This window comes from Pseudomonas mendocina (genome assembly GCA_037482215.1).
Taxonomy (GTDB): domain Bacteria; phylum Pseudomonadota; class Gammaproteobacteria; order Pseudomonadales; family Pseudomonadaceae; genus Aquipseudomonas; species Aquipseudomonas mendocina_E.
Window position 1 is genome coordinate 2009564 of the sequence record CP148074.1, and the last position, 18037, is coordinate 2027600.

17 protein-coding genes are annotated in these 18037 nt (G+C 55.3%); 2 read left to right on the forward strand and 15 right to left on the reverse strand.

Going from position 1 to position 18037, the window contains the following annotated elements; all coding sequences use genetic code 11:
• Window positions 1-104 precede the first annotated feature (104 nt).
• The 4 genes from WG219_09070 to WG219_09085 all read right to left on the reverse strand — a co-directional run bounded on the left by WG219_09070 (window position 105) and on the right by WG219_09085 (window position 3242).
• Window positions 105-872, reverse strand: a complete 768-nt coding sequence (locus tag WG219_09070) for an SDR family oxidoreductase (protein ID WXL27589.1) — start codon at window positions 870-872, stop codon at window positions 105-107.
• A gap of 35 nt (window positions 873-907) precedes the next feature.
• Window positions 908-1975, reverse strand: a complete 1068-nt coding sequence (locus WG219_09075) for a phosphotransferase family protein (protein ID WXL27590.1) — start codon at window positions 1973-1975, stop codon at window positions 908-910.
• A gap of 192 nt (window positions 1976-2167) precedes the next feature.
• Entirely contained in the window at window positions 2168-2482 is a 315-nt protein-coding gene (locus tag WG219_09080; GenBank protein ID WXL27976.1) for an SCP2 sterol-binding domain-containing protein, read from the reverse strand.
• 49 nt (window positions 2483-2531) lie between these two features.
• The gene (locus tag WG219_09085; GenBank protein ID WXL27591.1) at window positions 2532-3242 is read right to left on the reverse strand and encodes a histidine phosphatase family protein; all 711 of its coding nucleotides are present in this window, start codon (window positions 3240-3242) and stop codon (window positions 2532-2534) included.
• A gap of 199 nt (window positions 3243-3441) precedes the next feature.
• On the opposite strand from WG219_09085, the gene sohB reads away from it, so the two are divergent.
• Window positions 3442-4458 carry a protease SohB gene (gene sohB / locus WG219_09090; GenBank protein WXL27977.1) on the forward strand — a complete coding sequence of 339 codons (1017 nt, stop codon included), beginning with the start codon at window positions 3442-3444 and terminating at the stop codon, window positions 4456-4458.
• A 21-nt stretch (window positions 4459-4479) separates the two neighbouring features.
• Complete coding sequence (locus tag WG219_09095; GenBank protein ID WXL27592.1) at window positions 4480-5469, forward strand: YhdH/YhfP family quinone oxidoreductase; 990 nt, start codon at window positions 4480-4482, stop codon at window positions 5467-5469.
• 271 nt (window positions 5470-5740) lie between these two features.
• Here WG219_09095 and WG219_09100 read toward each other — a convergent pair whose 3' ends face one another.
• The 11 genes from WG219_09100 to WG219_09150 form a co-directional block, all read right to left on the reverse strand.
• On the reverse strand, window positions 5741-7336 hold the full coding sequence (locus WG219_09100; GenBank protein ID WXL27593.1) for an isocitrate lyase: 1596 nt from the start codon (window positions 7334-7336) through the stop codon (window positions 5741-5743).
• A gap of 587 nt (window positions 7337-7923) precedes the next feature.
• Entirely contained in the window at window positions 7924-8733 is an 810-nt protein-coding gene (locus tag WG219_09105; GenBank protein ID WXL27594.1) for a secretin N-terminal domain-containing protein, read from the reverse strand.
• Window positions 8730-9371, reverse strand: coding sequence for a histone acetyltransferase HPA2 (locus tag WG219_09110; protein ID WXL27595.1), 642 nt, complete (start codon window positions 9369-9371; stop codon window positions 8730-8732). Before WG219_09110 ends, WG219_09105 begins: the two co-directional genes overlap by 4 nt.
• A gap of 8 nt (window positions 9372-9379) precedes the next feature.
• On the reverse strand, window positions 9380-9805 hold the full coding sequence (locus WG219_09115; protein WXL27596.1) for a GNAT family N-acetyltransferase: 426 nt from the start codon (window positions 9803-9805) through the stop codon (window positions 9380-9382).
• Window positions 9798-10964, reverse strand: a complete 1167-nt coding sequence (locus tag WG219_09120) for a cupin domain-containing protein (protein WXL27597.1) — start codon at window positions 10962-10964, stop codon at window positions 9798-9800. Before WG219_09120 ends, WG219_09115 begins: the two co-directional genes overlap by 8 nt.
• Before the next feature lie 76 nt (window positions 10965-11040).
• Window positions 11041-12411, reverse strand: coding sequence for an adenylosuccinate lyase (gene purB, locus WG219_09125; GenBank protein WXL27598.1), 1371 nt, complete (start codon window positions 12409-12411; stop codon window positions 11041-11043).
• 77 nt (window positions 12412-12488) lie between these two features.
• Entirely contained in the window at window positions 12489-13358 is an 870-nt protein-coding gene (locus tag WG219_09130) for an EamA family transporter (protein WXL27599.1), read from the reverse strand.
• A 2-nt stretch (window positions 13359-13360) separates the two neighbouring features.
• The gene (gene hflD / locus WG219_09135) at window positions 13361-13981 is read right to left on the reverse strand and encodes a high frequency lysogenization protein HflD (protein ID WXL27600.1); all 621 of its coding nucleotides are present in this window, start codon (window positions 13979-13981) and stop codon (window positions 13361-13363) included.
• A complete protein-coding gene (mnmA, locus tag WG219_09140) occupies window positions 13978-15096 on the reverse strand; it encodes a tRNA 2-thiouridine(34) synthase MnmA (protein ID WXL27601.1) in 1119 nt (372 codons plus the stop codon). The genes hflD and mnmA overlap by 4 nt, the downstream gene beginning before the upstream one ends.
• 70 nt (window positions 15097-15166) lie before the next feature.
• A complete protein-coding gene (locus tag WG219_09145; GenBank protein WXL27602.1) occupies window positions 15167-15607 on the reverse strand; it encodes an NUDIX hydrolase in 441 nt (146 codons plus the stop codon).
• Between the two features lie 73 nt (window positions 15608-15680).
• Complete coding sequence (locus tag WG219_09150) at window positions 15681-17906, reverse strand: NADP-dependent isocitrate dehydrogenase (protein ID WXL27603.1); 2226 nt, start codon at window positions 17904-17906, stop codon at window positions 15681-15683.
• Window positions 17907-18037 lie beyond the last annotated feature (131 nt).

Here is an 18037-nt window from a genome sequence, read left to right on the forward strand (position 1 = left end):
TGATAATGCCGTAAAGCCTGCCGCAGGCAAATGCCAGTTGTGAATTGAGGGATTTTCATTGAAATAAAAAAAGAGGCCGAAGCCTCTTTTTAAGTGCAGTCGGATCAGGCCAGAAGGCCGCCATCCACGTTCAGGGATACACCCGTAGTGTAGCTGGACGCATCGCTTGCAAGGTACAGCACTGCGCCGGCCATTTCGCTTGGGTCGGCGACGCGCTTGAGCGGTATGCGTTGCAGGGCCATCTTCAGGATCGCTTCGTTACCGGTCAGGGCAGAGGCGAATTTGGTGTCGGTCAGACCCGGCAGCAGAGCGTTACAGCGGATGCCGAAGGGCGCGCACTCCTTAGCAAAAACCTTGGTCATGCTGATGACCGCAGCTTTGGTAACGGAGTAGATACCCTGAAACTCGCCTGGTGTCACCCCGTTGATAGAGGCGACGTTGATAATGCTGCCGCCGCCATTGGCTTTCATCAGCTTGCCGCCAGCGATCGACATGAAGTAGTAGCCGCGGATGTTCACGTCGACGGTCTTCTGGAAGGCAGACAGGTCAGTGTCCAGCACATTGCAGAACTGCGGGTTGGTCGCAGCGTTATTGACCAGAATATCGAGGCGACCGAACTGCGCTTTAATCTGCTCGAATACACTCTGGATCTGTTCCATTTCACCAATGTGGCAGGCGATGGCAGTGGCTTTGCCGCCGTCGGCAATAATCGCATCGGCGACGGCCTGACAGCCTTCAATCTTGCGGCTGGATACAATCACGTGGGCGCCTTGCTGGGCCAGCAGGCGGGCAATGGCTTCACCAATGCCGCGGCTGGCACCGGAGACAAATGCGATCTTGCCATCGAGGTCAAACAGTTGTGTTTTGGACATGGCTAATTCCTTGATCTAGCGGGCAATGGTGCCGATTACAGTTGTGATTTGCGGATAACTTGCAGGCTCATTTGTTCAAGCAGTTTGTTCATCTGGATGAACTGAGCAAAGCGCTTGTCTTTGGTCTGGCCGTGGAAGTAGCGGTAATAAATTTGCTGCACGATGCCAGCCAGACGGAACAGGCCATAGGTGTAATAAAAGTCGTAATTGCTGATCTCGATACCGGCTTTACGCGCGTAATAGTCAACAAACTCCTGCCGGGTCAGCATGCCAGGGGCATTGCTCGGCTGGCGACGCATGAGCTGTACCGGAGCCGGATCGCTTGCTTCAATCCAGTAGGCCAGGGTGTTACCAAGATCCATCAGTGGGTCACCGATGGTGGTGAGTTCCCAGTCCAGCACGCCGATGATCTGGCTGGGGTTGGTTGGATCAAGGATTACGTTATCGAAGCGGTAGTCGTTGTGCACGATGCCAGGCTTGGAGTGGTCGGCGGGCATCTTCTCGTTAAGCCACGCGATGACCGGTTCCCACAGGGGGGCATCTGGAGTCAGGGCTTTCTGGTAACGGTCTGTCCAACCGCTGATTTGACGTTGCACATAACCTTCCGGCTTGCCAAGGTCACCTAGGCCGCAGGCCTGATAATCGACGTTATGCAGCTCGACCATCTTGTCGATGAAGCTTTCGCACAGGTTTCGGGTTTGTTCGGGTGTGAAGTTCAGCTCGGCGGGCATGTCCGAACGCAGGATGATGCCGTTGACCCGTTGCATCACATAGAACTCACAGCCCATAACAGACTCATCAGTACAGTGCACGTAGGCCTTGGGGCAGTAGGGGAAGCCGGCATTGAGGTGGTTGAGAATGCGGAACTCTCGCCCCATGTCGTGGGCGGATTTAGCTTTGTGGCCAAACGGTGGGCGACGCAGCACAAACTCTTGATTTGGGTACTTCAGCAGATAGGTCAGGTTTGACGCGCCACCGGGAAACTGGCTGATCTGGGGTTGGCCTGTCAGGCCCGGTATGTGCGCCTTGAGGTACTGGTCAATAACTGCGGCGTCTAGCTCTTCGCCTTCACGTATTTGGGTAGACTGATCAGTAAGCGCCATCTGTATACCTTCTACTTATGATAGGTGTCCTGGATAATTGGCTAATCTAATGCTGTGGTGTGCTGCTCACAATACAGAGTGAGCTGTTATAGATGGGCGTGTTGCCCACTGATCAAGCACCCTGATTGAGCTTAGTGGACGAAAAAAACCGGAGTCGGTCGACTCCGGTTTTTCGGTCCTGCATCGGTTTAATTAAACCGGGAACAGTTCGCTGAGTTTCATTGCCAGCATCATGTCGCCTTCGGCGCGCAGCTTGCCAGCCATGAATGCTTGCATGCCGTCGGTGGTGCCGCTGGTGATGCCTTCCAGGGTTTCGCTGTCCATGATCAGGGTCACGTTGGCGTTCGGGTTGTCGCCTTGCTCAACGGCACAGGTACCGTCTTTAACGATCAGGGCGTAGTTCTCACCGTCTTCGATGTTGAATTGGAAAACCAGATCCAGGCCTGCAGCAGCGCCGGCGTTGAACTTGGAGTGCATGGTTTGGATGATGTCAGCAACGCTCATGATGTTTTCCTTTTTTTAGTTTAACTACGCTCATAGAGGAGCAGGGCCGGGCTTATCGGTAAGTGATCAGCTCCGGAGCCTTCATCAGCTGTAAATGCACGTGGCTGTTGAAGGAAGCTAGGCTCACTTGGCTGCCACGAAACTTCAGGCAGCTCAGTGAGGTATTGACGATTTGCCAGTTCAGCTCAAAAGCTTGGGCTGGCGCTATTCCAGTAATCAGATGGAGCAGGGCAGTAATAGTGCCACCAGAGGTAAAAACAGCAATATTCTGTTTGCTCTCAGCTGCATTAAGTATGCGCTCTAATCCAGCTTGAACTTGTTCAACAAAACCCTGCCAGCTTTGCAGATTGGCGTTGTCGTATTCCGCATTGACCCAACGTTGGATCAATTTGGAGAATATTCTCTGAAATTCATTACGGTTAGTCGCGCCATTGCGCATGATATGTAGGGCCTGAGGCTCTTCCGTCAGCATATCTGGCAACAGCGCGCGGATGACCGCTTCTGTATCAAATTCATTAAAGGCTGGGTCAATCTCGAGCTTTGGTGCAGCGCCGTGGGTGTTGCGCAACTGATCCAATGCTGCATTGGCCGTGTGTTGCTGGCGACGCAGGTCGCCACTGATGGAGCGGTCAAGGCGCGTTCCCAATTCAGCCAGGTGTGAGCCGAGAATCTCTGCCTGACGAATACCGACGGGTGAAAGCACATCGTAGTCATCGGCGCCGAAAGAGGCTTGGCCATGTCTGATCAGGTAAATGCAACCCACGTCCGTTTCTCGGTCCGCTCTAAGTTTTGGCGAGGTTATGAGGAAGCGTTTGGCCTGTCAACGAAAAAACATACGCTTGTTTGAAATTCTCGTTTTAGTAAGTTTATTGGCCTCTAGCTGGCCCGCCATTCACCGCCTCGGTATGCTTGAAGGTAGTGTGCGCCGTGCTTGAGCGCATTTGACGAACAAGGGGATGGATGTGGAGTTTCTGGCGGATTACATCGGCTTTCTGGCCAAAACGGTCACGGTGGTTGTGGCGCTTGTGGTGGTTTTGCTGACAATTGCTGCCATTCGCAGCAAAGGGCGCCAAGGTACCGGCCAGTTGCAGGTGAGCAAGCTCAATGATTTTTTCAAAGGTTTGCAGGAGCGTGTCGAGCACGCTGTTTTGAACAAGGAACAGCTTAAAGCAGCGGGCAAAGCTGAGGCTAAAGCGGCCAAGCTGGAGAAAAAGGCCGGTGCCACTAAGCCTCGTGTTTATGTGCTGGATTTCGAGGGGGATATCAAGGCATCCGCCACCGAGAGTCTGCGCCATGAAATTACGGCGGTGCTGAGCATGGCGACCCCGGCCGATGAGGTAGTGGTCAGGCTGGAGAGCGGTGGTGGCATGGTCCACAGCTATGGTTTGGCCTCATCGCAGTTAGCACGTATCCGTCAAGCTGGGGTGCCGCTGACCATCTGTATCGACAAGGTTGCTGCCAGTGGCGGTTACATGATGGCCTGTATCGGCAACCGGATTATGTCTGCACCTTTTGCTGTATTGGGCTCGATTGGGGTTGTGGCTCAGATGCCAAACATCCATCGCCTGCTGAAGAAGCATGACATTGACGTAGAGGTCCTGACGGCCGGTGAGTTCAAGCGTACGCTCACTGTGTTGGGTGAAAATACTGAGAAGGGCCGTGAGAAGTTCCAGGAGGATCTGGAGACGACCCATGAGCTGTTTAAGGGTTTTGTCGCGCAATACCGACCACAGCTTGATATCGAAAAAATTGCCACCGGCGAAGTCTGGCTGGGCATGGCCGCTAAGGAAAAGCAGCTGGTCGATGAGCTGAAGACCAGCGATGAGTACTTGGCTGAGCGGGCCAAGGTTGCCGAGCTGTACCACCTGCATTTCGCGCAGAAGAAAACCCTGCAGGAGCGTGTCGGTATCGTTGGCAGTGTCGCGCTGGATCAATTTGTGCTGGGGTGGCTGAGCAGGCTGCAACAGCGTTTCTGGTAAGCAGATTATTGGGGAGAGGGAATGAGCAGCTTCAAGGCATTGCAGGCCCGGGCAAATGATTCGGGCGGATTCGAACAGGTCATTGTGTCCCGTGATATTGCAGAGCTGCCCGCTGGGGAGTTGCTTATTCGGGTCAAGTATTCCTCCCTGAACTTTAAGGATGCTCTCTCGGCCTCCGGTAACAAGGGCGTCACCAAAAGCTTTCCTCATACACCAGGCATTGATGCCGCAGGTGTTGTTGAGGCTTCCAGTGTTTCCGAGTTTGGGGTCGGTGATGAAGTGATTGTCACCGGCTATGACCTGGGTATGAATACGGCGGGAGGTTTCGGCCAGTACATTCGGGTTCCTGCTCAGTGGGCGATCAAGCGCCCTAAGGGGCTGAGCCTGCGCGAAACGATGGTGCTTGGCACGGCAGGCCTGACCGCCGCCCTGTGTGTCGATAAATTGGAGCGTTCAGGGCTGAGCCCTGATGCGGGACCTGTGCTGGTAACTGGCGCGACTGGCGGGGTGGGCAGTGTTGCTGTGGTGCTATTGAACCGCCTTGGTTATCAAGTGGTTGCAGCCACAGGTAAAGCGGAACAAGCGGCTTATCTGCGTCAGTTAGGGGCTCAGGACGTCGTTACTCGTGCGGCGCTGGAGGCCGGCATAGAACGGCCGCTGCTTAAAGAACAGTGGGCTGCGGCGGTTGATTGTGTAGGCGGCGAGATTCTGTTCAATGTGGTCAAGTCGCTGCGCTATGGCGCCAGTGTGGCCTGTTGCGGTCTGACAGCCGGAACCAGTTTCAGCGGCAGTGTGCTGCCGTTCATTCTTCGTGGTGTGAATCTGCTGGGTGTGGATTCGGTGGAGCTTTCGCTGGTAGCCAAGGCTTCAATGTGGGACAAGCTGTCACTGCAATGGAAAGTTGATCTCGATGCATTGGTCACCGAAATCAACATTGAGCAGTTGCCCGAATACATTTCACGCATTCTGGCTGGCCAGCAGGTTGGTCGTGTTCTGGTAAATCTTTCCTGATCTTGAGTACGGGCTATTCGCTGTCTGCGATTAGTCCGAACCTTGCGTAATTCCCGTAATGTTGCCGCGAGTGCTGGGTTAGCCCGGTGCAGAGCGGTTTTGTGCCGCCGCAAGTGTGTGGGCTATGCCTAGGGGAGTGCAGAGGAAAACAAAACGCCCGGTACATAGACCGGGCGTTTAAGGATCTTTCGATCAGTCTGAACAGGTTATGGCCTGTTTCAGTTCAACACCCTCAACCTCAGCGCATGCCTCGGTTGAGGTGAGTCAGTTCTTAGTGGAACTGGTTCATGGTGTTGTCTTTACCGCTTGCTTTCAGAGCAGCTTCACCAGCGAAGTACTCCTTATGGTTGTCACCGATGTCGGAGCCAGCCATGTTCTGGTGCTTAACGCAGGCGATACCTTGGCGGATTTCCTGACGCTGAACGCCTTTCACGTAGGCCAACATGCCTTGATCTGCGAAGTAACCTTTGGCCAGGTTGTCGGTGGACAGCGCGGCAGTGTGGTAAGTCGGCAGAGTGATCAGGTGGTGGAAGATACCGGCGTGAGCGGAGCCATCGCGTTGGAAGGTACGGATCTTCTCGTCTGCAATCTGAGCCAGTTCAGTATCATCGTACTCAACGCTCATCAGCTTGGCGCGGTCGTAGGCAGAAACGTCTTTGCCTTCAGCAACGAATGCATCGAACACTTGCTGACGGAAGTTCAGCGTCCAGTTGAAGGATGGGCTGTTGTTGTAAACCAGCTTGGCATTCGGAATCACTTCGCGGATGCGGTCAACCATGCCTTTGATCTGGCCAACGTGTGGTTTCTCGGTTTCGATCCACAGCAGGTCAGCACCGTTTTGCAGGCTGGTGATGCAGTCCAGTACGCAACGGTCTTCGCCAGTGCCAGCGCGGAACTGGAACAGGTTGGACGGCAGGCGCTTCGGACGCAGCAGTTTGCCTTCGCGCTTGATTACGACGTCGCCGTTGCCCAGTTCGGCTTCGGAGATTTCTTCGCAATCCAGGAAGCTGTTGTACAGGTCGCCCAAGTCGCCCGGCTCGTTGGTTACAGCGATTTGCTTGGTCAGGCCAGCACCCAGGGAGTCGGTACGAGCAACGATCACGCCGTTGTCGATGCCCAGCTCCAGGAATGCGTAGCGAACTGCAGCGATCTTGGCCAGGAAGTCAGCGTGCGGAACGGTAACTTTACCGTCTTGGTGGCCGCACTGCTTCTCGTCAGAAACCTGGTTTTCGATCTGGATGCAGCAAGCGCCTGCTTCAATCATGCGCTTAGCCAGCAGGTAGGTCGCTTCTGGGTTACCGAAACCAGCGTCGATGTCAGCGATGATCGGTACGATGTGAGTTTCGTAGTTGTCGATCTGGTTCTGGATTTCAGCCGCTTTAGCGGTGTCGCCAGCTTCGCGGGCAGCGTCCAGAGCAGTGAACAGCAGGTCGAGCTCGCGAGCATCGGCCTGACGCAGGAAGGTGTACAGTTCTTCGATCAGGTCGGAAACTGCAGTTTTTTCGTGCATGGACTGATCCGGCAGTGGGCCGAAGTCAGAGCGCAGTGCTGCAACCATCCAGCCGGACAGGTACAGGTATTTTTTGTTGGTGGTCTTCAGGTGCTTCTTGATCGAGATCAGCTTCTGCTGACCGATGAAGCCGTGCCAGCAGCCCAGGGATTGGGTGTAGACAGAAGAATCGGCGTCGTACTCTTCCATGTCTTTACGCATGATGTCAGCAGTGTACTGAGCGATTTCCAGACCGGTTTTGAAGCGGTTCTGTGCGCGCATGCGAGCCACGGACTCTGGGTTGATAGCGCTCCAGCTGCTGCCGAATTTCTCTTTCAGAGCGGCTACGGCCTTAATATCGTTTTGATAAGCTGACATGGTCAATCCTTCAAAGAGTGTGTTTGGTTGAGCACCGGCTTTCCCACTTAATACCTGTGTTGCCGGGTTGTTGCTGCTCACTTGCAGGACGTCGAGATGTCGACTTGAGACGGAGAGTATCCGGGAGGAGGGTGACGATATCAGCAGGAGGTAGGTGTGCAGGGTGCAGACGTTTTGGTCTGCTGCTATCCGGCTCGTGGTTGCCATCAAGCAATACATCCTGAATTAACTACTTCGGTCTTGCTGTCAAACGCTTCCCCGTCCCTCAGGACAACTTCGTTCCAGTCGCAATCTCATCGAACAGCCTTGTGAGCTTCACAACGCAAATCGCCTCGTACGGTAAGTGGAGCGCGATTTGGAGGACCCTTTCGGAACCTCTGATTAGCGGGAGCGAGGCCATCATGCCTCCGGTTAAAGGGTTCGTCAATTATTTTGTAGTGTTTTTTTTCGGCTACTACAAAAGTTGAATAGCGACTCGTGGGTCACTAGCTAGACGGAAGAAGAAGGGTATGCAATGCCCTGCTCAGGGCATGTGTGGAGGGTAGAGCGTGGGGCGAGCGAGCGGCCTGGATCGCTCCAGGCCTGGGCTATTGAAGGAGGTCGACCTTTACCCGCAAGCTCATATCATTCCGGCCCTGGGTGCTCTGGTAGCGGACTATGCCGGTGTTTGTGCCGTTGCTTTGTTCACTGACGCCGCCCAGGTTGATCCATTCGCCAAGGCGACCGCTGACTCGCGTGTCGGTGCCTTGTACATTGACGACGCCTGGCTGGCTCTGGCTCATGCGGTCGTTGTTGGTGCTGATGTTCAGATGAACCATTTCACCGCTTACGCTGGCGGTTACGTACATGCCTCGGGTGACATCACGGTACTGGGTGTTGCGGTAGGTTTGGCCATAACCGTCATGTCCGTAGGTGGTCAATGGAACACTCTGACCTACCTGGATTAGCGCCGGGTAACCTTCGGTTGCTTGTATTTGCTGAGTCCCACCGCTACGACTGGTGGTGGAGCGATTGATGATCCTGACCTGATCACGTCCATGCACCTCGCCCTGGCCAATCTGGATCTGGCCGTTACCTGAACTGATGCTGCCGTCAGCGCGGAAACCTTGGTTATTGCCGAAGCCTGATTCGCTGGTGTCGACGGTGATCAGTAAGCGCTTAGGTTCGGTGTCGAGCTGCGTGAGTAGGTTACGAATTTCGCTCATCATGGCCGGATCAGCATTGATTATCAGCTGGTTTCCGTATGCATTAACACGACCTTGTCCGCCCAGTGTCGACTGCACGATAGGCAATACATCCTCGGCTGTGCGGTAGTTCAGTGGTATGACCTCGGTTGCTGCGCTAAGGGGCAGGCTGAGGGCCAGCAGGTTGGCGAGCAAGATGTGGCGAAGCCTCATAGCAAAAAACTCCGTAAGTCCGGATCGGTAATGCTGGTGTCCCAGGCTTGATCAAACTGTGCGCGCCGTTTTTTACAGCGAGCGGCATCCTGATACAAAGCATATCCGCTGGGATTACCTGTTTCGGGTATGAACAGCAGGCCACGGTCATCTGCCAGCAAGAAAGCGACTTGTTCAGAAGGATAGTCGGGATGCAGCTTGCGGATATGCAGGTTGCTAGAAATACGTTTGGACAGCCCAAGTAATCGATGGCCGTCTTTAATGGCTCGACTGGAGTCGCGTAATAGGATGCGCAATTGGTTACGGGGATGACTCAGCAGGAAGCGTGTGCACGCGTCTTGTGCGCTGCTGTGGTGATACAACCAAGGCTCCAGGTCATGGCTGTAGATGCACAGCGTGCGTCGTGCTTGAAGCATCATTGCCAGGGCATGGGCGCGAGCGTGTTCGGGCTGGCTAAAGCGTTCGAGCCTGTCGTGATCACCCAGTATGAAAGGCGCAGGCTCAGCCAATGGTCCGTCAGTCGCTTGCGGCTCGGGGTTGAGAATGGCAAAACGCCCCGGCGAATGAAACTCGATGGCTGGGAGCTCTGCGGGCTCTTGGCTGTCGGGTTGTCCGCTCGGGGCGTTTGTGCTGATCATCACTGTACCTATGTACTGCTGCGTACCATATCAACGTGCGGGATACCTGCGTCTAGGTATTCGCCACTGACCACCGTGAAGCCCAGCTTTTCATAGAAAGCAGTGGCGTGTACCTGCGCGCTTAGCATCTGCTGATTAAGCCCGCGCTTTTCCGCTTCTGCAATCACTGCTTTGATTAAGGCTGCGCCGACATTGAGGCCACGCCAGTCTTTGAGGACTGAAAGGCGGCCGATGTGGCCGTCTGGCATCAGCCGGGCAGTACCTATTGCGTAGTCGCCATCTGTAGCCAGAAAGTGCACGGCTTCTGGATCTTCAGCATCCCACTCCAGCTCAGGTGGTACAGCCTGTTCAGTGATGAATACAGTTTCGCGGATACGACGCAGCTCGGCATTGTCCTTGTGCCAATCGGCCAGGCGAATCTGCAGATTATTCATCAGCGAACTCCAGGCTTCCTTGTTTGGTCAGCTCAAGCAACAGGCAGCGTGCGTTCTCATCCTGCAGCCAGGTGCTGAGGTTTTCGCTGTGCAGTGCGTCTGCTGCGCATACCAGTTTGAGCAACTCGCGGAAGCTTTCGGGGAACAGGCGACTTTGGCCGCTGGCAAACAAGACGAGGTCTTCACCGACTTCAGACCAGGCCAGGCGGGCACTTGGGTTACGGATGAGGATTGCGCCGTCTTGCAGCGTGGCAAGAAACTCTTCTTCCTCAATCTCAATGCCGCTGATGAGTTCCGGATAGCGCGGCTCGGTCATAAACTGGCCAAACCAAGTCATCAATAGGCGCTCATCGTTCATGTGTTCGTTGAGCAGCTTTTTCAGGCGCTCGAGTGCATCACGCTGGATTTGTGTTGGGTCCACAGCTGGCTGCGCGTCGGCGTCGCTGTAGCGCTCTTCATCGGGCAGAAACTGGCCGAGAAAGTCAGTGAAATGGGTGAGGACTTCAGCGGCGCTCGGTGCGCGGAAGCCTACGGAATACGTCATACAATCATCCTCAGCGGTGCCACAGTGGGCCAGAAGAGGCGGCAGGTACAGCATGTCGCCAGGTTCCAGGACCCATTCATCAGTCTTGGTAAATTCAGCAAGGATCTTAAGATCCGCATGTTTCAGCATCGGGCTATCCGAGTCGCACATCTGGCCAATCTGCCAGCGGCGCTTGCCGTAGCCCTGAAGCAGGAATACGTCGTAGTTGTCGAAGTGCGGACCAACGCCACCACCTGGCGCTGCGTAGCTGATCATGACGTCGTCAATGCGCCACTTCGGCAAGAACTTGAAGTCTTCGATCAGTTCGGCGACTTCAGGTACAAATTGGTCAACAGCTTGAACCAGCAGGGTCCAGTCTTTCTCTGGGAGTTGCGAAAAGGTGTCTTCGGCGAATGGACCGCGGCGCAGTTCCCAAGGGTGGGCGCCATTCTCAATCACAATGCGTGATTCGACTTCGTCTTCCAGGGCCAGGCCTGCCAGTTCGTCAGGAGAAATCGGGCTCTCAAAGCCGGGAATGGCCTGGCGAACTAGCAGTGGTTTTTTCTGCCAGTAATCACGCATGAACTCGCGTGGAGTGAGGCCACCCAACAGTTGCAGCGGAGCATCAGGATTCATACCTAAGCCTTTGAAGTTATTAGAAACCCATAAATGAAAACGCCCGGCTCAGCCGGGCGTGTGCAAGGCTGTAGCCTTAGATGCGCTTGGCCTGCGCAACAGCGTTGCCGATGTAGCTGGCAGGCGTCAGTTGCTTAAGTTCGGCTTTTGCGGCTTCGGGCATTTCCAAGCCGTCGATGAAGCTCAACAGGGCTTCCGGACTGATGCCTTTACCACGAGTCAGCTCTTTGAGCTTCTCGTAGGGGTTTTCGATGGCGTAACGGCGCATTACGGTCTGGATGGGCTCAGCGAGCACCTCCCAGCAGGCGTCGAGGTCTTCGGCAATGCGCTGAGCATTGAGCTCAAGCTTGCTGATACCTTTGAGGCTAGCTTCGTAAGCGATAACGCTGTGAGCCAGGCCTACGCCCAGATTGCGCAGTACGGTGGAATCGGTCAGGTCGCGCTGCCAGCGAGAAATCGGCAGTTTGCTGGCCAAGTGCTGCAGCAAGGCGTTGGCGATGCCGAGGTTGCCTTCGGAGTTTTCGAAGTCAATCGGGTTGACCTTGTGCGGCATGGTCGAGGAGCCGATTTCACCCGCGATAGTCTTCTGCTTGAAGTAGCCGAGGGAGATGTAGCCCCACACATCACGGTCAAAGTCGATCAGGATGGTGTTGAAGCGGGCGACAGCATCAAACAGCTCGGCAATATAGTCGTGCGGCTCGATCTGTGTGGTATACGGGTTCCACTGCAGGCCCAGGTCTTGTTCGATAAACTCGCGGGCGTTGGCTTCCCAGTCGATCTGCGGATATGCAGACAGGTGAGCGTTGTAGTTACCCACGGCACCGTTGATCTTGCCCAGCAGTGGTACTGCTGCTACTTGAGCGATCTGGCGCTCAAGGCGGTAGACGACGTTGGCCAACTCCTTGCCCAGAGTCGTCGGCGAAGCTGGCTGACCATGGGTACGGGAGAGCATAGGAACGTCAGCAAATTTGATAGCCAGTTCGCGGATAGCTTGAGCTGTCTGACGCATCAGCGGCAGCAGGACTTCATCACGGCCAGCGCGCAGCATCAGTGCGTGGGACAGGTTGTTGATGTCCTCACTGGTGCAGGCGAAGTGGATGAACTCACTTACAGCATTGAGTTCTGGCAATTTTGCGGCCTGCTCTTTAAGCAGGTATTCCACGGCTTTTACGTCGTGGTTGGTGGTGCGCTCGATTTCTTTGACGCGCTCGGCGTGTTCAACGGTGAAGTTGTCCGCCAGCTGGTTGAGCACAGCCTGAGCTTCGGCAGAGAAAGGGGCAACCTCAGTTACGCCTGTATGGGCAGCGAGGCGCTGGAGCCAGCGGACCTCAACCAGTACGCGGAAACGGATCAGACCGAATTCGCTGAAAATTGGGCGCAGAGCGCTGGTTTTACCGGCATAGCGGCCATCAACAGGGGAAACCGCGGTGAGCGAGGAAAGCTGCATGGGAGGCGTTCTCGGACAATCGGCCATAGAAAAGGGCGCATATTGTACATGAAATCGATACGCGTGACCGGATTGGCTTAAGCCGTTTGGCTGCGTTTAGTGCGACTAATTGACAGCAGGCTTGCGGCGAAGATTAATCCTGCGCCGATCAGTGAGCTGATATCAGGGGTTTCACCCCAGCGCAGCCATGCAATCATGCCGGCAAACACAATGGCTATATACGACACCGGTCCGATCACGCCTGGTGGAGCGAGGCTGTATGCTTTGGACATGATCAGTTGGCTAGTTGTGGCCAGAAGCCCGATCACAAGCAATAGCGTAAGGCTGCCTGTGCTGATGGGTTGCCATGCCCACGTGACGGGGATCGCTGAAATCAGAGCACTGAACAGCGCGAAGTAGAAGACGATCCTAGAGGCCGGCTCGGTGTCGCTCATTTCGCGTATAGACACAAACGCAAAAGCGGCCAGCATGCTTGCGGCCAGTCCTACTAAGGCCTGGGCGTCAAAAATGGCCGATGAAGGTTTGGCAACTAATAAAACGCCGAACAGTCCGATCACGCTGGTCGCGATCATCCGCTTGGTAATGGGCTCTTTCAGCCACAGGTAGGCGAACAGCGGTGTGAAAACAGGGGCTGCATAGGTGAAGAGCATGGCGTCGGCCAGAGGAAGGTTCGCCAGCGCATAGAAGAAGCAGTACATGCCCGCTAGGCCGAAAAACGTCCGCCATAAGTGGGATTTGAGGCGTTTCGTTTTAAGGGCTCGTCTGCCTTTGATCATGACCAGTGGCAGAAAAAATAAAACGCCGACCAAATTACGGGCAAATACAACAGTTTCGTTGTTGACGTGCTCTGAGACTTCGCGGATGCCAACGCCCATTAGGGCAAACAATAGGGCTGACAGGGCGAGCAAGGCCGCGCCCTGAACAGGCTTTGATGTACGAGTTGTCATGATTAGCTGCGTATAAGTGGATAAAGCTCTTTTAGCAGCTTGTTGCGGCTGAACACCATTTGCCAGCGGCTACCACCCAGTTGGCGCCACAGGCGGGCGCAACGGATACCAGCAAGAAGCAGGGCGCGGATCATTGCTGCATTGTGTGGTTGCTGCAAATGGCGCATGTCACCCTGCACCTGAATGCGCTGGCGAAAGGTGCTGATGGTGTCCTGATACAGGCTGCCACAATTGGCGATGACGTTTTCGTGTGCCGGGCCGAACATGTCAACCTGTTGCTGAATCTGATCCAGACGGTTACCCATCAGTTGTAGTAAGTCGTTGCGTTTGCTCAGTTGGCGTTCGAGTGTGAGCAGGGCCAGCGTGTAGCGAAGCGGGGCCCGCTGAAGACTGGCGGGGTCACGTTCGAGCGCGCCGACCAAGGCACGATAGCCATCGCGCAGATACAGGTCGTCACCCCCGAAAACGTCGAGGGTACTGTCTGGGTTGCGTATCAGCAGGCTGTTGATCAGGCAGATAACCGCAGGCTCGCTGACTTGGCCTGTGCGGGCCAGTTTGTCGACCATAGTAGCGGACTGAAATACAGCCCTGAGGGCTATCAGTTGCTCACGAATCTGGCTCATGCTGTTTGATCCCGGTCGTACCAAGGCTCAGCGGTCTCGATAACGCCGCCACCCAAGCAAACTTCACCGTCATAGAACACTACGGACTGGCCGGGGGTGACTGCGCGTTGCGGTTCGGCAAAGACAGCGCGGTATCCTGCTTCGGTTTTTTCCAAGGTGCAGGCTTGATCTTGCTGGCGGTAACGTACTTTTGCCGTCAGCGCTTTGGGGCTGGACAGGTCGATTGGGTTGACCCAGTAGATGTCCGAGGCAAGCAGGGAGCGGCTGAAAAGCCAAGGGTGATCATTGCCTTGGCCGACGACCAGTACGTTGCGCTCAAGGTCCTTGTGCAGGACGTACCATGGTTCGTCACTGGCATCTTTCATGCCGCCGATACCGAGCCCCTGCCGTTGGCCAATGGTGTGGTACATCAGGCCATGGTGGCGACCGATGATTTCACCTTTAGTGGTCTCGATATTGCCAGGCTGGGCGGGTAGGTACTGCTTGAGGAAGTCGCTGAAGCGCCGTTCGCCAATAAAGCAGATGCCGGTTGAGTCTTTCTTTTTGGCAGTGGCGAGTTGGTACATCTCGGCAATGGCACGAACTTCTGGCTTTTCCAGTTCACCAACAGGGAACAAGGTTTTAGCCAGTTGTTCGCCACCCACTGCGTGCAAGAAGTAGCTCTGATCCTTGTTGGGATCAAGGCCCTTTAGCAGTTGTGTTTGGCCACCCGTATCGCGTCGGCGCACATAGTGGCCGGTGGCGATCAGGTCTGCGCCCAGCGATAGGGCGTAATCAAGGAAGGCTTTGAACTTGATCTCGCGGTTGCACAGAATGTCTGGGTTCGGCGTGCGCCCGGCCTTGTACTCAGCAAGGAAGTGCTCAAACACATTGTCCCAGTATTCGGCGGCAAAGTTGGCGGTATGCAGCTTGATACCAATCTTGTCGCAGACAGCTTGAGCGTCAGCCAGATCATCCATGGCTGTGCAGTATTCGGTGCCGTCGTCTTCATCCCAGTTTTTCATGAACAGGCCTTCGACCTGATAGCCCTGTTCGAGAAGCAGAAGGGCAGAAACAGACGAGTCGACGCCGCCGGACATGCCGACAATCACGCGTTGAGTGCTAGGTGCTTGCATAAGGATCTGTGAATGAAGCCTGAAAGCTGTTCAGTTTATCAGAAAGCTCGGGGCAAGCGTTTGGCTAGTGTCAGTTTCGCACCAGATCCAAAGATCCGTGACTGCCGTTCAGGTAGTCATCCACGCAACGAATAATCAGCTCACTGCGGCAACGGCTGGCCTCTGCTGCAAGTTCTTCAGGGCTTAGCCACAGGGCGCGGGTGATGCCTTCATCCAGCTGGCGATCCGGGTGATGCCTAAGCGCTTTGGCGGTAAAGCACACGCGTTGATAGGTTACGCCGTTGCTGGGGGCGGTATACAGATAAATCCCGAGCAGGCCAGTAAGCTCTACGTCCCAGCCTGTTTCTTCAAGTGTCTCGCGAATGGCTGCCTCGCGAAGGGTTTCGTTGGCCTCAAGGTGTCCGGCAGGTTGGTTAAGAACCAGGCGTCCTGCTTTTAGCTCTTCAACGAGCAGAAATTTGCCGTCTTGTTCCACGACCGTTGCTACGGTGATGTGCGGGTTCCAGTTCATAGTCGGTTCCGTGTGTGTTTCACATACAAAAACCCCGGCGCTGGGCCGGGGCTTCTGTTGTGTTGCGATCGCGTTACTTCAGTGATGCCAGGGCAGCATTGAAGGTGGCGCTAGGGCGCATCACTTGGCTGGTTTTCTCTGGGTTCGAGCGGTAGTAACCGCCGATGTCGGCTGGCTTGCCTTGTACAGCGGCCAGTTCGGCAACGATGGTAGCTTCTTGCTCGGTCAGTGTTTTGGCCAGCGGCGTGAACTGAGCTTTCAGTTCAGCATTTTCGTTCTGAGCGGCCAGGGCTTGTGCCCAGTACAGTGCCAGATAGAAGTGACTGCCGCGGTTGTCCAGCTCACCAACTTTACGAGCTGGCGACTTGTTGTTGTCGAGCAGCTTGCCAGTGGCCTCGTCGAGGGTCTTGCCGAGGATTTTGGCCTTTTCGTTGTTGGTTTTAATGCCGGTTTCTTCGAGAGAGACGGCCAGAGCCAGGAATTCACCCAGCGAGTCCCAGCGCAGATAGTTCTCTTCCACCAGTTGCTGTACGTGTTTCGGTGCAGAACCACCCGCACCTGTCTCGTACATGCCGCCACCGGCCATCAGCGGCACGATGGAGAGCATTTTGGCGGAAGTACCCAGCTCCATGATCGGGAACAGGTCAGTCAGGTAGTCGCGCAGTACGTTGCCGGTCACGGAAATGGTGTCCAGGCCGCGGATCATACGCTCCATGGATACGCGGATGGCTTCGTTGTAGCCCATCATGCGGATATCCAGACCAGTCAGGTCGTGGTCTTTCAGGTACAGCTCAACTTTCTTCTGCAGTTCGCGGTCGTGAGCGCGCTCTGGGTCCAGCCAGAAGATGGCCGGGGTGTTGGATTGGCGGGCGCGGTTTACGGCCAGTTTCACCCAGTCACGGATCGGGGCATCTTTGGTCTGGCAGGCACGCCAAATGTCGCCAGCTTCGACTTCGTGCTGCATCAGCACGGTGCCGTCTGCCAGAACAACGCGCATAGTGCCGTCGGCAGTCATTTCGAAGGTTTTGTCGTGAGAGCCGTATTCTTCAGCTTTCTGTGCCATCAGGCCGACGTTCGGTACGCTGCCCATTGTGGTCGGGTCGAACGCGCCGTTGGTTTTGCAGAAATTGATCATTTCTTGGTAAATGCGGGCGTAAGTGCTTTCCGGCATTACCGCTTTGGTGTCTTTCTGCTTGCCGTCTTTGCCCCACATCTGACCCGAGTTACGGATCATGGCAGGCATGGAGGCGTCGACAATTACGTCACTTGGAATGTGCAGGTTGGTGATGCCTTTGACGGAATCAACCATTGCCATTTCCGGACGCTCGCTATAACAGGCGTGCAGGTCGTGGAGGATTTCTTCCTGCTGGGAAGCTGGCAGTACCTTGATTTTGTCGTAGACGCTGCTGATACCGTTGTTTGGGTTAACACCCAGCTCTTCAAAGAGCTTGCCGTGCTTCTCGAAAGCGCTCTTGTAGTACACGCTTACTGCGTGGCCAAACACGATGGGGTGAGAAACCTTCATCATGGTTGCCTTGACGTGCAGGGACCACATGACGCCGGTCTCTTTGCAGTCTTGCAGGGTGCGCTCGAAGAAGTCGCGCAGCTTACGGCAGCTCATGAACATGCTGTCGAGTACTTCGCCTTCCAGCAGGGAGAGTTGTTTCTTAACTTCAACCTTGCCGTCTTTGCCGACGAATTCGATGCGTACGTCACCGGCTTTGTCCATAGTGACGGACTGTTCGCTGGAGAAGAAGTCGCCGCCACGCATGTAGTCAGCGTGGGACTGAGAAGCCATGCTCCATTTGCCCATGGAGTGCGGGTGCTTGCGCGCGTACGCCTTAACTGCCGCTGGTGCGCGGCGGTCAGAGTTACCTTCACGCAGAACAGGGTTTACAGCGCTGCCCAGAATTTTGGCATACCGAGCGCGGGTTTCTTTCTCGGCGTCGGTCTGCGGGTCTTCCGGGAAGTCAGGAATGTTGTAACCCAGAGCCTGCAGTTCGGCGATGGCGCCTTTGAGCTGTGGTACTGAGGCGCTGATGTTCGGCAGCTTAATAATGTTTGCTTCAGGCTGTGTAGCCAGGACGGCCAGCTTGGCCAGGTCGTCATCAACGCGCTTCTCAGCGGGTAGTTGGTCGGCGAAGGCTGCCAGGATTCGTCCAGCAAGCGAGATGTCGCTGGTTTCTACAGAGATGTCTGCCGATGCGGCGAAGGCTTCAACAATAGGAAGAAGCGAGTAAGTTGCAAGGGCTGGAGCTTCGTCGGTGAATGTATAAACAATCTTCGAAGGGGTGGACATGTAGGGATAACTCTCTTCTTAGCTGTGCGTGCACAGAAACTCGACGGCGCTGGTAAGCACAGAGGTCTGCGGGTAGCAGTAACACACATCGAGGACTCGCCGCGGTGATGATGGATGCACCAGTAGAGGGT

What these genes read in the sequence shown, in the direction of transcription:
- WG219_09070 (WXL27589.1), bottom strand. Translation starts at nt 872, where the DNA reads ATGTCCAAAACACAACTGTTTGACCTCGATGGCAAGATCGCATTTGTC.
- WG219_09075 (WXL27590.1), bottom strand. Translation starts at nt 1,975, where the DNA reads ATGGCGCTTACTGATCAGTCTACCCAAATACGTGAAGGCGAAGAGCTA.
- WG219_09095 (WXL27592.1), top strand. Translation starts at nt 4,480, where the DNA reads ATGAGCAGCTTCAAGGCATTGCAGGCCCGGGCAAATGATTCGGGCGGA.
- WG219_09100 (WXL27593.1), bottom strand. Translation starts at nt 7,336, where the DNA reads ATGTCAGCTTATCAAAACGATATTAAGGCCGTAGCCGCTCTGAAAGAG.
- WG219_09105 (WXL27594.1), bottom strand. Translation starts at nt 8,733, where the DNA reads ATGAGGCTTCGCCACATCTTGCTCGCCAACCTGCTGGCCCTCAGCCTG.
- WG219_09110 (WXL27595.1), bottom strand. Translation starts at nt 9,371, where the DNA reads ATGATCAGCACAAACGCCCCGAGCGGACAACCCGACAGCCAAGAGCCC.
- WG219_09115 (WXL27596.1), bottom strand. Translation starts at nt 9,805, where the DNA reads ATGAATAATCTGCAGATTCGCCTGGCCGATTGGCACAAGGACAATGCC.
- WG219_09120 (WXL27597.1), bottom strand. Translation starts at nt 10,964, where the DNA reads ATGAATCCTGATGCTCCGCTGCAACTGTTGGGTGGCCTCACTCCACGC.
- purB (WXL27598.1), bottom strand. Translation starts at nt 12,411, where the DNA reads ATGCAGCTTTCCTCGCTCACCGCGGTTTCCCCTGTTGATGGCCGCTAT.
- WG219_09130 (WXL27599.1), bottom strand. Translation starts at nt 13,358, where the DNA reads ATGACAACTCGTACATCAAAGCCTGTTCAGGGCGCGGCCTTGCTCGCC.
- hflD (WXL27600.1), bottom strand. Translation starts at nt 13,981, where the DNA reads ATGAGCCAGATTCGTGAGCAACTGATAGCCCTCAGGGCTGTATTTCAG.
- mnmA (WXL27601.1), bottom strand. Translation starts at nt 15,096, where the DNA reads ATGCAAGCACCTAGCACTCAACGCGTGATTGTCGGCATGTCCGGCGGC.
- WG219_09145 (WXL27602.1), bottom strand. Translation starts at nt 15,607, where the DNA reads ATGAACTGGAACCCGCACATCACCGTAGCAACGGTCGTGGAACAAGAC.
- WG219_09150 (WXL27603.1), bottom strand. Translation starts at nt 17,906, where the DNA reads ATGTCCACCCCTTCGAAGATTGTTTATACATTCACCGACGAAGCTCCA.